Raw genomic sequence first — 12908 nt, 5'->3', positions numbered from 1 at the left:
CTCCATCATGCGGCCAGGCCCTGGGGCCGGTACGTTTTGCTGTCCCAGATCTGCAGGTCGGCGCTGGTCGAGCCAAGGCGGCCATCCTCGAATTTCACCTGGGTCTCGATGTATTGCGTTGCCTTGCCCTCATACAGGGCGGAAATGAGCACCGCGTACTTTTCGGCGATGAATTTGCGGCGTACCTTGCGCGTGCGTGTCAGCTCGTCGTCGTCCGGGTCGAGTTCCTTGTGCAGCACGAGGAAGCGGTGCACTTGCGTGCGGTCCATCAAGGGATCGGCTGCCAGTTCCGCGTTGACTTGCTCGATGCAGTCGCGGATCAGGCCATAGGTCTCGGCGCGCGCCGCCAGGTCGGTGTAGCCGGAGTAGGCGATGCCGCGCCGTTCGGACCAGTTGCCCACCGCTTCGATGTCGATGTTGATGAAGGCGCACACCTGGTCGCGCGCATGGCCGAAGGCCACCACTTCCTTGATGAAGGGGAAGAACTTGAGCTTGTTTTCGATGTAGTTGGGCGCGAACATGGCGCCGCAATTCATCTTGCCGACGTCGGCCGCGCGGTCGATGATTTTCAGGTGGCCTTCGCCGTCGAACACGCCCGCATCGCCCGTATGAAAGTAGCCGTCGTCGTCGATCACTTCGGCGGTGGCGTCGGGCCGCTTGAAGTAGCCGCTCATGGTGGCGGGCGACTTCACCAGCACTTCGCCATTGGCCGCCAGCTTGACTTCCACGCCCGGCGCCGGCAAGCCGACGCTGTCGAACTTGATATTGCCGTCCGGTTGCAGGCATACATAGGCGCAGGTTTCGGTGGAACCGTACAATTGCTTGAGGTTGACGCCGATGGAGCGGTAGAAGCGGAACAGGTCGGGGCCGATGGCGGCGCCGGCCGTGTAGGCGACGCGCACGCGCGACAGTCCCAGCACGTTTTTCAGGGGGCCGTAGACGAGCAGCTCGCCCAGCTTGTAGCTGAGGCGGTCCGCCAGCGAGACTGGCTTGCCATCCAAAATCTGCGCGCCGCAGCGCTTAGCCACGTCCATGAAATGGCTGAACATGTGGCGCTTGATGCTGCTGGCGTCTTCCATGCGTATCATCACGCTGGTGAGCATGTTCTCGAACACGCGCGGCGGCGCAAAGTAGCAGGTGGGGCCGATTTCGCGCATGTCGATCATGACCGTGTCGCCCGATTCGGGGCAGTTGACGGTGAAGCCGGCCACCATGGCTTGCGCCAGCGAGAACAGGCAGTCGCCCACCCACGCCATGGGCAGGTAGGACAGGATGTCTTCCTCGTCGGTGAGCTGATCGAAGGCGACGCCGCCAACGCCTGCGGCCAGCAGCGCCGTGTGGCTCTGGCACACGCCCTTCGGCTTGCCCGTGGTGCCCGAGGTGTACAGGATCACGGCGGAGTCGCTACCCTGGCCCGCTGCCACGGCGGCGTCGAAAAAGCCCGGATGTTCGCGGTCGTACGCGCGGCCCAGCGTCTGCAGTGCGGCAAACGACATCAGTTCCGGCTGGCGGTAATGGCGCATGCCCCGTTCATCGTCATAGGCGATGTGGGCGACGTGCGGATACAGGGCCTTGAGTTCGAGCAGCTTGTCGACCTGCTCCTGGTCTTCGACGATGGCGTAGCGGATTTCCGCATCCTGCAGCACATAGGCCATGTCGGCGGCCGGCGCGTCCTGATACAGTGGCACGGGCACGCCGCCGAGGCTTTGCGCAGCCAGCATGGCCCAGTACAGGCGGGGACGATTATCGCCGATGATGGCCAGGTTCATGCCGCGCTGGAAGCCGATGGCGGCCAGGCCGCAGGCCAGCGCGCGCACCTCGTCGTTGACCTCGCGCCAGGTCCAAGTTTGCCAGATGCCCAGGTGTTTTTCGCGAAAGGCGGGCTTGTCGGATCGTACTGTCCCGTGTTGCAATAAGCGCCGCGGAAAAGTCGGCATTGTTGCTGTGGTATTCGTTTGCACCAGTGTCTCCCTGTTGCTTGTCTCAGGCCCCACCTCGTTGGATGGCGCTCTGTGTTTTTTATGTGTAAGGCGTTTGTGCAATGATAGTAGCTTGCGTTAGTTTGCCAAGTTGTCTTTTCGGGGACATTTACCCACTTTTCGATGGTGCATCGCACAATGACCTACCCTGATATCAGTCTCAAGGATGCCGTGCGCGCGGCCAACTGGGCGCAGCTGCTCGATCCCGTGCAAATGGCCCGGGTCGAAGCGGATGTGTTCGAGACTTTCGTGCCGAAAGGCGGCTTTGTCTGCCGCAAGGGCGAGCCGGTGGACAACTGGATCGGCGTCATCAGCGGTATGGTCAAGATGAATAACTTTTCCGCCTCCGGCAAGGCCATGACCTTCATCGGCGTGCCGCCCGGCAGCTGGTTCGGTGAAGGTTCATTGCTGAAAAATGAAATCCGCAAATACGACACCATGGCCCTGCGCGACACGCGCGTGGCGCGCCTGCCAGGCGCCACCTTCCACTGGCTGCTGGAAACGAGTTTGCCGTTTACGCGCTTCTTGCTGATGCAGCTCAACGAGCGCCTGGGGCAGTTCATCGGCATGGTGGAAAACGAACGCTTGCTGGACCTGAACACGCGCGTGGCGCGCTGCCTGGCGTCGATGTTCAACTCGCACTTGTACCCTGGCGTGGAGACGCTGGTGCAGCTGTCGCAGGAGGAAATCGGCCTGCTGTCGGGCTCTTCGCGCCAGCGCGCCAACCAGGCCTTGCAGGTGCTGGAAAAGAAAGGCTTGCTGCGCCTCGATTACGGCGGCATCCGCGTGCTGGACCTGGAAGGCTTGCGCCGTTACGAGGCCGATGATGCCATCTGAGACCACGCGTGCCGCAGCCCTGCGCGTACGCCTCGATGGCGGCTTTGTCGAGCATGCGCGATTCACGGGGCCGCCCGTCGATTTCAACGACTGGACACCGGAAGAACTGGGCGCCATCTGGGGGGCGTTGCATCGCGCGGCGCGCTTCGGCCATGACGATACGGCGCGGCGCGAGCTGGCGACGGCGCTATTGGCACAAGCGACCAGCATGAACCTGGCGCCGGCGCTGGCAGGCGCCATGTTCCTCGATGCGCTGGACGCGGCCGGCGATTACAACCGGGAATGGGAGTATGTCATTGGCTGTCTGGCTTGCCTGCAGGGCGAGGCACCGGCAAGCACGGCGGGGCAGGCGCGGCGCATTCTCGGCAAAACCTCGGGCTGGGCCGAGTGCCCCTACCAGGCCTACCTGCTGGCGCGCCTTGCTGGCGGCGACGCCCCTGCGCAATTTGCGCAGGCAATGGAGGAGCGTCACGCCCATTATCCGATGCCATTGACCTTGCATGAATTGGAATTGCTGCCGCAACTGGCGCAAGCGTCCCTGCTGGCGCTGGCCGGCTCGCGCTACAGCGGCCACTGGAACCGCGACAGTATCGGCGAGGCGGATCCCGCCGTCGTGCTGGCCGATGATGCGGCGTATGTCGATTTTGCGCGCACGATACTGGAACAGGCGGCACGCCATATCGCCGCCATCCATGACGGCGGCGTGCCGTATGCGGCCGATGCCGCCTTTGCCACGGCAGACTCTCAGGTGCTGGCGCGCGCCGCGCGGGTCGCCGCCTATCGCGATGATGCATGGTTCAGGCCCGTGATCATCGTCTTGCTGCCCTTGGTATGCGTTGCGCCCGGCACGGCCAAGAGCGCGCCGTCGCAGTCGTTGGCGATGGCGCTGGGCCATGCGGTGGAAACCATCCCCACGCCGGAAAGTTTGCTGGCCCTGCGCACGGCGCTGGCGCAGGTGCGCCATGCGGGCATCCGCAAGAAGCTGGAACGCAATCTGAAACCGGCCGAACGGGCGCTGGCCGAACGGCCCGATATCGCCTGGAGGATCGGCATGCCCGGTCCCATGGGCAAACGGCGCCAGGCCATGCTGGCGCGCCGCCTGGAAGCGGGCTATGCCAGCGACGTGCGTCTGGGGCTGGATCAATGGCGCGCCTTGCGCGACGATGCCGATATCGATACGGTGGCGCGCGCGCTGGTCTGGCGCACGGGTGACGGCCAGGCTTTCATGCTCGATGGCGAGGGTGCCATCGATGCATGGGGGCAGCCGGCGGATGTGCCGCTACAGGGAGAAGGCGAGATCGGCCTGTGGCATCCCCTGCACGGCAGCGGAGAGCAGCGCGCCGCCTGGCAGGCGCTGGTTACACAGCGGCGCGTGCGCCAGCCGCTGCGCCAGGTGTATCGTGAAATATATGCACCGCCCGGCGACGGCAGCGCCCCATTTTCCGGTTACCAGCTGTCGCTGCCTGCCTTGCTGGGACTGGCCCGCCGCGAAGGCTGGCGGCTGGACGACGATGAAGGCTTGTCGCGCGGGTTCGGCGCCTGGCGCGTATTGCTGCGCCTCGAGGGACGCGTCTATCCAGGCGCGGGCGGCGCCTGCACGTCTAACGGGCTGGCGCCCGCGCAGATGCTGCCGCTGGCGCCTGTGGCCTATTCGGAAGCGTGCCGCGCGGTGGATCTGCTGGTCAGCGCCAGCGCGTTGGCGCTGGTGGAAGACGAGCAAAGCGTGCAGCGCGAAGAGCGCTTGTCTTACCTGGCCAACTTGCCCCCGGGGCCGATGGCGGGCATGCGGCGCACCGTGCTGCGTCAAGTGTTTGCGCAGCAGATCGAAGCAGGGCGCATGGCGCTCGAGCCCCGTTACCTGATGGTGGGCAGGCACGCCATCCACCTGACCACCGGCAGGGTCACGCTGGACGGCGCCGAGGTGGCGACCGAGGTGCTCGCGAAGGGGAACAAGCTGGCCGCCGTGCCGTGGCTGCCTTACGACGAGGCGCTGCTGGAAAAAATCGCCGCTACCGCCGGGGTGTTGCTGGCGCTGCACCGAGTGCAGCCCGGCTGCTAATCGCGGTATCATAGGCACTTCCCAGCACCGCTCCATTTTCGCACCCATGCAGACACCTGACCAAGCCACTCCCGCCTCCAGTTTGTCGCAACTGCGCAGCGCCATGCGCGCGCAGCACATCGACGCCTGCATCGTGCCATCGGCCGACCCGCATTTGTCCGAGTACTTGCCGGCCCGCTGGCAGGGCCGCGAGTGGCTGTCGGGCTTTACGGGTTCGGTCGGCACCCTGGTCGTGACGCAGGAGTTTGCCGGCGTATGGACCGATGGCCGCTACTGGGAACAGGCGGAAGACGAACTGGCCGGCAGCGGCATCGTCCTGAAGAAAATCCCGTCCGGCGCTAGCGTGCTGTATATCGACTGGCTGGGCGAAACCATGCGGCCGGGACAGACGGTAGCCGTCGACGGCGCCGTGCTGGGCCTGGCCAATGCGCGCCTGCTGCAGCAGGCGCTGGGGGAGCAGGTTACCTTGCGCACGGACACCGATGTGCTGCAAGCCGTGTGGCCGGATCGCCCGGCCATGCCCGCCGCCCCCGTGGTTGAACATGCGGCCGCGTATCCCTCGCTGTCGCGCACGCAAAAACTGGCGGCCCTGCGCGCCGGCATGGCGGCCCAGGGCGCCAGCCACCATGTGATTTCCACGCTCGACGACATCGCGTATCTGTTCAACCTGCGCGGCGCCGACGTCAACTACAACCCCGTCTTCCTCGCGCATGCGCTGGTGGGACCCGAGCGCGCCACCCTGTTCGTCGCCGACGGCAAGGTGCCGGCGGCCCTGCGCGCCACCCTGGAGAGCGAGGGCGTGGACGTGGCAGCCTATGACCGCACGGCTGCCGCGCTGGCCGCCTTGCCGGCCGGCGCCACCTTGCTGCTCGACCCGCGCCGCATCACCTTCGGCACGCGCCAGGCCGTGGCCGATGGCGTGCAGGTGGTCGAATCCATCAACCCGACCACCCTGGCCAAGTCGCGCAAGACGGATGCCGAAGCGGCGCACGTGCGCGCCGCCATGGAGCAGGATGGCGCCGCCCTGTGCGAGTTTTTCAGCTGGCTGGATCGCACCCTGGCCGACCCGCAGCGCGCGCCGTTGACGGAAATCGGCGTCGACGAGCACCTGACGGCTGCCCGCGCCCGCCGCGCCGGTTTTGTCAGCCCCAGTTTCGGCACCATCGCCGGCTTCAATGCGCATGGCGCCATCATGCATTACCACGCCCATGCGGATTCGGCCGCCACTATCGAAGGCGATGGCTTGTTGCTGATCGACTCGGGCGGCCAGTATTGGGGCGGCACCACGGATATCACCCGCGTGGTCCCCGTCGGCGCGATCACGGCCGAGCACAGGCGCGATTTCACCCTGGTCTTGCGCAGCATGATCGCGCTGTCGCGCGCGCAATTCCCGCGCGGCGTGAAGTCGCCCATGCTCGATTCCATCGCCCGCGCGCCCCTGTGGGCCGAAGGCATCGACTTTGGCCACGGCACGGGCCACGGCGTGGGCTTTTTCCTCAACGTCCACGAAGGACCGCAATCGATTTCGCAGTCCGCCATGCCGGAGCCGCAGACGGCCATGGAACCGGGCATGATCACCTCGATCGAACCGGGCATCTACCGTCCCGGCCAGTGGGGCATCCGCATCGAGAACCTGGTGCTGAACGTTCCCGCGGGGACGACGCCCTTCGGCGAATTCCTGCGCTTCGAAACCTTGACCCTGTGCCCGATCGACACGCGTTGCGTGGAACGTTCGCTGCTGCGCGATGACGAAGCGGCCTGGCTGAACGACTATCACGCCACCGTGCGCGCGCGCCTGGCGCCGCACTTGGCCGCGCCGGCCGATGCGCCTGCGCTGGCGTGGCTGGAACAGCGCACGGGAGCCATCTGATGCGCTCGACCCGCGCCACGTCCGCCATCGAGCGGCTCAAGGAACGCACCGGCCACCGCCTGTACACGATGGCGCGCACGGGCGATGAACTGTTCTTCCTCACGGAAGGCCCGGGCTTGCCGCCCCTGTGCCCGCCGCTGGAACTGGACGCCTTTGTCGCCTTCGTGAATGGCCTGGGACCGCAAAAGGCGCGCCGCGTCAGCAAGCTCGACGTGGCGTTTGAAAAGCAGCTGACGAAAAAGCCCCAGGACTAAATGCCGACCATCGACTTCCTGCGCGCCTACTGGTCGCCGGCCGAGCTGGCGACGAATGGCGTGATCCTGCTGAACCTGCTCGGCGCACTGCTGCTGGGCTTGCTGGTGGGTTACGAGCGCTCGTATCACGGGCGCGCGGCCGGCATGCGCACCTACAGCCTCGTGTGCATGGCCTCGGCCGCGCTGACGGTGCTGGGCGGCTATCCTGAGTTCTGGTACGGCGGCCATGGCGCCATCGTCGGCAGCGATCCCACGCGCGTCATCCAGGGCATCGTCACGGGCGTGGGTTTCCTTGGCGCCGGCGTGATCATGCGCGAGGGCTTCAATATCAGCGGTCTGACGACGGCCGCCTCGATCTGGGCTTCGTCCGTGATCGGCATCATGGTCGGCATCGGCTTTTATCTGTCGGCCATGGGCCTGGCCTTTCTGTGTGCGATGGCGATGATTTTCCTGTCAAAACTGGAGAACTGGCTGCCGTCGCGCCACGCGGTGGCCATCACCATGCGCTTCAAGCGCGATTTCATTCCGCGCGAAGATGCGCTGCGGCGCATGGCGGCCAAGCGCGGCTACGACATCGCCGGCGGCTCGCTGACCATCGGCAGCACGGACGGCATGCAGGAATGGCGTTTTGTTGCCATCGCGCATGGCAAGAACACGGGTGCCAGCCTGTCGGCCATGTCGGCCGAACTGGCCGCCTTCGAAGGCATCGCCGGCTTCCAGCTGTCGCATGCCCGCAATTGATACGGATGCCGAGAGGATGGACATGGATGCACAGGCTCAAGAGGTACTCGATTTCTGGTTCCTGCCGCCGGATAACCCCGATTACGGCCAGTCGCGCGTGGAATGGTTCCGCAAGGATGACGGCTTCGATGCGCAGATACGCGCGCGTTTCGGCGCGCTGATCGATGCCGCCATCGAGGGCGGCTTGCTCGCATGGGATACCACGCCGCACAGCGCGCTGGCGCGCCTGATCGTGCTCGATCAATTCACGCGCAATGTGCATCGCGGCACGCCGCACGCCTTTGCCGGCGACGCCCGGGCGCTGGCGCTGGCCGTCGCCTTGACGGACGCGGGGCAGGACCGCCAGCTGTCGCCGATGCTGCGCGCCTTCGCCTACCTGCCGTTCGAACACGCGGAAGACCTGGCCATGCAGGCGCGCGCCGTCGAGCTGTTCCAGCTGCTGTCGCAGGCGCAGCCCGGCTTTGACGGCATGCTCGATTACGCCGAGCGCCACCAGGAAGTGATCGCCCGCTTTGGCCGCTTCCCGCACCGCAACGCCATCCTCGGCCGCGCCTCCACGCCGCAAGAGCTGGAATTTTTGCGCCAGCCGGGATCGAGCTTCTAGAAAATCGCCATGAACGTTACCCTCAATATCATCGGCGCCGGCCACGTGGGCCGTGTGCTGGGCCGTTTGTTCGCCCGCGTGGATGGCACGCAGGGCGGAGCAATCCTGGTGCAGGATGTGCTGACGCGCTCGATGGCGTCGGCGCAGGCGGCGGTCGATTTCATCGGCGCCGGCACTCCCGTCGCCAGCTATGCGGCCTTGCGGCGCGCCGACGTCACCATGCTGGCCGTCTCCGACGACCAGATCGGCCCGGCCTGCGCGGCGCTGGTGGCCGAGGGACGCCAGGCGGGCGCCATCGTGTTCCACTGCAGCGGCGCGCTGGCCTCGAACGTGCTGCTGGCCGCCACGCAGGCGGGCGCCTTTGTCGCCAGCGCCCACCCGATCCGCAGCTTTGCCGACCCGCAGCAGGTGGCCGCCACCTTCGACGGCACGTTTTGCGGCGTCGAAGGCGATCCACTGGCGCTGGCCTTCCTCACGCCCGCCTTGAACGCCATCGGCGCGCGTCCCGTGCCCATCGACCCGGCCGCCAAGACCCTGTATCACGCCGCCGCCGTCTTCGCCAGCAATTACCTGGTGACGGTGCTCGACGCCGCCTTGCGCGCCTACCAGGCGGCCGGCATTCCCGAGCCCGTGGCGCGCGAACTGGCGCAGCCCCTGGTGACGGAAGCGGTGGCGAACGTGTTCCGCCTGGGCGCCGCGCCCGCGCTGTCCGGCCCCATCGCGCGCGGCGACTCTGCCACCGTGCAACGCCAGCAGCTGGCCGTGCAAAGCTGGGATGCCGCCACGGGCGAGTTGTACCGGGCGCTGGTGGCGCCCACGCAGGATCTGGCCAGGCGCAAGCGCGGGGAGTGACTCAGGCGGCGTGCACGCCGTTGCGGCCGTGATGCTTGGCCTGATACAAGGCGCTGTCGGCGCGCGAGAAGAAGGCCGATTCGCTTTCCTCTGGCCGGTACTCGGTCACGCCCAGGCTGATCGTCACGGGCAGTTGCGGTGCGGGCAGGCCGAAATCGTGGCGTTCGACGGCGGTGCGCAGGTTTTCCGCCACTTCCGCCGCTTGCGCCAGGCTGCAATTGTTCAGCAGTACCAGGTATTCCTCGCCGCCCCAGCGCGTGATGACGTCGCTTTCGCGCACGGTGGCGCGCGCCACGTCGGCCACGCCACGGATCACCTTGTCGCCCCACAGGTGGCCGTGGGTATCGTTGACGCGCTTGAAGAAGTCGATGTCGAAGAGGATGGCGGACATCGGTTGTTCGTTGCGTTTGGACAAGAGCATGGCGCGCTGGAACAGCAATTCCAGCGATTGGCGGTTCAATAGCCCCGTCAGCGCATCCGTCGAGGCGATGCGTTCGATGCGGCGCTGGTAGCGGTTCACCGTCAGCAGGGTCAATACCAGCACCAGCAGGGTGACGCCAAAGCTGATGGCCAGGTTGAAGATGAAGACGCGCTGCAGCGACTGGACTTCGTCGCTGACATTCTGCTCGACCACCAGATACCAGCCCAGTTCGGGAATGAAGCGCGAGTTGACGAGGATTTGCGCGCGCCCCAGCTGGTACGACAGGTGCGTCGGTTCGCTCTGGTGGTTGATGATTTGCTCGGCAATGGCGTTCACGCCGGGCAGGCTGCGGATATTGCCGTGCCCGTTGCGCATGGTCTTGCCTGCCAGCACCAGGGCGCCGGCGCCGTCGACAAAATAGATGTTGCGGTGGAAGCGCGCCTGGTAGCGGTCGATGATGTGGCTCATGGTGGCCAGGGTCAGGCCGATGCCGGTGGCGCCGATGAACTGGCCGTCGTAGTCGTAGACGCGGTGGTTGATGAAGATGGTCATGCTGTCGCGGTTGGCCATGTCCACGTCGACATTCGTTTCATAGTCGGTGGTGTCCATGGCGCGCACGCGGTAGTACCAGATGTCGCGCGTGGCTTGCGGGCTGACGGATTTCAGGGTGCCTTCCGCATAGTAATATTTGCTGCTCTTGTCCGAGACGAGAAAGCTGGTGATGGCGCCGTATTTTTTCTTGACCTCGGCCAGGTAGCGCACGATCTGTTCCGGCTTGTTTTCGCCGGCGAGTATCCAGTCGCGCACGAAGGTGTCGTGCGCCATCAGCGAGGAAATGAAGACGGGGCGCAGCATGTCCTTCTGGATTTCGGAATAGATATTGTCGCCCGTCAATGGCAAGGTCTGGTCGGCGATGCCGTGCTCGATGGCCTGGCGCGAAGCCAGGTAGCTGGCCAGGCTGGTGGCCATGAAGCCCGCACCCAGGATCAGGGTCAGGAGTATGAGCAGGCGGTACTTGATCGACAGAAGACGCATGGAGACGAGGGGTGGCCGGCGGGAAGGCAATCGTGACGCAAGCCAAAAGTATGCAGCAGGCCGGGTATTGGCGCAATGATAACTGGCTTTATTGACAATTTACCTTGGCGAACGCGACAAGATAACCACGACTTACCAAATAAAAGTGCCGATTTGTCGACAAAGATGCAAATTAGCAATAAGATTTGACGAGGGGAATCATTGCGCACCGCCCCTGTCTTGCCGCCCGTTTCAGGCGCGGGACATTACGCGCAGGGAGTGTTGTATGTTATTTTTAAAGAGTACGTCCGTCAGCAAGGCCCCCGGCATCTACGAGGTCGACATCGCCGCGAAACCACCGGGCAAGACCTTCGGCATTTTTCTCGCCACCGATCCCGACCATCCACCGCATGCCTTGCTGGGACAATTGAAGGCGCTCGGCTTCGAGAACACCTATAGTTCGCCCTACCTGCACAAGGATGCGGGCAAGGTGCTGGACCTGCATTTCCAGAAGGATGGCACGGATATCTTCAAGGGCTGGAAAACCGAGGAATGCACGCACAACCTGGCGGCCATCACGGCGCTGTTCGAGGAACACGGCATTACCATCTCGCCGCGCGTCATGTCGATGGCGGAAGCCTACGCCTAAACGCCTATCAAAACCTACTGCGCGTCGGTATAGGCGGCCTGCGATGCTCACTGCCTCGGCGGCCCCGTGCATTAGCACAGCTCCGCTTCTCAGCCACCTCTCCCTTCTGCTCGCTACGGTTTTGTTTGGCGTTGTTTTAAGTAGCGTCAACCCGCCTCCACGCCAATGTGATACAGCGCCCACGGGCAGCTGGCGAACCGTTCGGCCAGGGGCAGGGCCGCCACGGCGGCGATGCGGTCCGCATCGTGGATCGCCCATAGCGGCCCCAGGCCGCCCAGCGCCATCGCCTGGCCGTCCAGGTGGGTGGCGACGATAAAGCGCTGTGCGCGCGCCTGCGCCACGGTCAGCGCCGCCGCATAGCCATCCACGGCCCGCAGCAGCAGCCGCACGGCATCGTCCTCGGGCGCGCCGGCCGCCTTCAATACCTCGACCAGCAGCGGCCCGCGCAGGGCATGCGCCTTGCCATCGTATTCCAGGGTGGGGTGGATGGTGCGCGCCGGCAAGTTCGCCAGCGCCGCAAAGTCGAAGGCCCGCGCCCGCTCAAAACTGATCTTTTGTTTGTGCATCATCTGGTCGCGCACGGCGTCGAACGGACCCCGGTTCGGCTTGTCGATGCTGCCCGTGATGGTCAGCAGGGCGGGACCACGCAGGCCGGCGGGCGCCGCCCGGGCGATGGCGGGCAGCGCCGCGGCGGCCATGCCGGCGGCGAGAAACTGGCGTTTGTGCATGCACTTCTCCTGTGGACTGAAAATAGCTAATGCTCTTAAGTCTATCTTAAGTTCGCTCAACGGTGCGCATTTTACGGTTATTGTCAGTTTGCAATGTCAGCTTACATCTTGTCACAGTTCTTACGGAATGGAGAAAGACGTAGCTTTTTTCGGCTGTTATTGTGTAGTCATCGCACTTCGCTGAACTGCGAATCCAGGCACCATTCACTAATTGAGAGAGAGAACATGATGAAGAAGAAAATCCTGTTTGCAATGATCGCATCCGTTACCGCACTGACCGGCATGAGCGCCGCCCACGCCGAAGGTGCGTATGTGGGTGCCGGCGTCACAGGCAACCGCTATAACTTCGATATTCCTGGCGCCACCAGCGCCGATAATCACAGCGGCTACAAGGCTGGCGCCAAGATCTTCGCCGGTTACGATTTCGATAAAACCTGGGCAATCGAAGGCGGCTATGCCGATTTCGGCAGCAAGGATTACAGCTATGTCACCGGCGCCGGCAACGGTTCCGTGAAAAGCGATTCGCACGGCTACTACCTGGCCGGCAAGGCCACCATGCCCGTGACCGACAAAGTCGGCGTGTTCGGCAAGCTGGGCGTGGCCAAGGTCAAGAACAGCTTGAGCGGCACCGGCTTGTCGACCGGCATCAGCGGCAACGACAAGACGGGCGTGTACGCTTCCGTCGGCGCCCAGTACGCGATCAACGAGAAAGTCTCGCTGACGGCGGAAGTGGAACACTTCGGCAAGAGCGCCGACCAGGGCCGCAAGGCTACCGGCCTGGCACTGGGCGCACGCTACAACTTCTAAAAACCTACTGCGCGGTACGCTTTGCGGCCTCCGATGCTCACTGTGCTATAGCACAGCTCCGCTTCTCAGCCACAATTCGTTGCCGCTCGCTAC

Annotated in this window: 12 protein-coding genes; 9 read left to right on the top strand and 3 right to left on the bottom strand. The window is 64.7% G+C overall.

Annotated elements, in window-relative coordinates:
• Positions 1 to 5: 5 nt before the first annotated feature.
• On the bottom strand, positions 6 to 1937 hold the full coding sequence (locus tag NCG91_RS09975; RefSeq protein WP_251349534.1) for an AMP-binding protein: 1932 nt from the start codon (positions 1935 to 1937) through the stop codon (positions 6 to 8).
• Between the two features lie 180 nt (positions 1938 to 2117).
• Between NCG91_RS09975 and NCG91_RS09970 the strand changes: the two genes are divergently transcribed.
• The 7 genes from NCG91_RS09970 to NCG91_RS09940 are packed head-to-tail and all read left to right on the top strand — an operon-like array spanning position 2118 to position 9196.
• Complete coding sequence (locus tag NCG91_RS09970) at positions 2118 to 2816, top strand: Crp/Fnr family transcriptional regulator (protein WP_099665901.1); 699 nt, start codon at positions 2118 to 2120, stop codon at positions 2814 to 2816.
• The gene (locus tag NCG91_RS09965; protein ID WP_251349533.1) at positions 2803 to 4875 is read left to right on the top strand and encodes a DUF4132 domain-containing protein; all 2073 of its coding nucleotides are present in this window, start codon (positions 2803 to 2805) and stop codon (positions 4873 to 4875) included. Before NCG91_RS09970 ends, NCG91_RS09965 begins: the two co-directional genes overlap by 14 nt.
• A 46-nt stretch (positions 4876 to 4921) precedes the next feature.
• On the top strand, positions 4922 to 6745 hold the full coding sequence (locus NCG91_RS09960) for an aminopeptidase P family protein (RefSeq protein ID WP_251349532.1): 1824 nt from the start codon (positions 4922 to 4924) through the stop codon (positions 6743 to 6745).
• The gene (locus NCG91_RS09955; protein WP_077398459.1) at positions 6745 to 6999 is read left to right on the top strand and encodes a hypothetical protein; all 255 of its coding nucleotides are present in this window, start codon (positions 6745 to 6747) and stop codon (positions 6997 to 6999) included. Before NCG91_RS09960 ends, NCG91_RS09955 begins: the two co-directional genes overlap by 1 nt.
• On the top strand, positions 7000 to 7740 hold the full coding sequence (locus NCG91_RS09950; protein ID WP_099665898.1) for an MgtC/SapB family protein: 741 nt from the start codon (positions 7000 to 7002) through the stop codon (positions 7738 to 7740).
• 16 nt (positions 7741 to 7756) lie between these two features.
• Positions 7757 to 8344 carry a DUF924 family protein gene (locus tag NCG91_RS09945; protein WP_251349717.1) on the top strand — a complete coding sequence of 196 codons (588 nt, stop codon included), beginning with the start codon at positions 7757 to 7759 and terminating at the stop codon, positions 8342 to 8344.
• Positions 8345 to 8353: 9 nt separating this feature from the next.
• Positions 8354 to 9196 carry a Rossmann-like and DUF2520 domain-containing protein gene (locus tag NCG91_RS09940; RefSeq protein WP_251349531.1) on the top strand — a complete coding sequence of 281 codons (843 nt, stop codon included), beginning with the start codon at positions 8354 to 8356 and terminating at the stop codon, positions 9194 to 9196.
• Position 9197: 1 nt separating this feature from the next.
• Here the strand turns inward: NCG91_RS09940 and NCG91_RS09935 are convergent, their stop codons facing one another.
• Positions 9198 to 10652 carry a sensor domain-containing diguanylate cyclase gene (locus tag NCG91_RS09935; RefSeq protein ID WP_251349530.1) on the bottom strand — a complete coding sequence of 485 codons (1455 nt, stop codon included), beginning with the start codon at positions 10650 to 10652 and terminating at the stop codon, positions 9198 to 9200.
• 265 nt (positions 10653 to 10917) lie between these two features.
• On the opposite strand from NCG91_RS09935, the gene NCG91_RS09930 reads away from it, so the two are divergent.
• On the top strand, positions 10918 to 11280 hold the full coding sequence (locus NCG91_RS09930) for a hypothetical protein (RefSeq protein ID WP_251349529.1): 363 nt from the start codon (positions 10918 to 10920) through the stop codon (positions 11278 to 11280).
• A gap of 146 nt (positions 11281 to 11426) precedes the next feature.
• Here NCG91_RS09930 and NCG91_RS09925 read toward each other — a convergent pair whose 3' ends face one another.
• Positions 11427 to 12008, bottom strand: a complete 582-nt coding sequence (locus NCG91_RS09925) for a molybdopterin-dependent oxidoreductase (protein ID WP_251349528.1) — start codon at positions 12006 to 12008, stop codon at positions 11427 to 11429.
• A gap of 225 nt (positions 12009 to 12233) precedes the next feature.
• Here NCG91_RS09925 and NCG91_RS09920 point away from each other — a divergent pair, with 225 nt between their 5' ends.
• Positions 12234 to 12815: a porin family protein gene (locus tag NCG91_RS09920; protein ID WP_099665893.1), complete on the top strand. Its 582-nt coding sequence runs from the start codon at positions 12234 to 12236 to the stop codon at positions 12813 to 12815.
• Positions 12816 to 12908: the final 93 nt, after the last annotated feature.

The organism is Janthinobacterium kumbetense (assembly GCF_023703445.1).
Lineage (GTDB): Bacteria > Pseudomonadota > Gammaproteobacteria > Burkholderiales > Burkholderiaceae_D > Janthinobacterium > Janthinobacterium kumbetense.
This window is presented reverse-complemented; position numbering and strand designations above follow the sequence as displayed.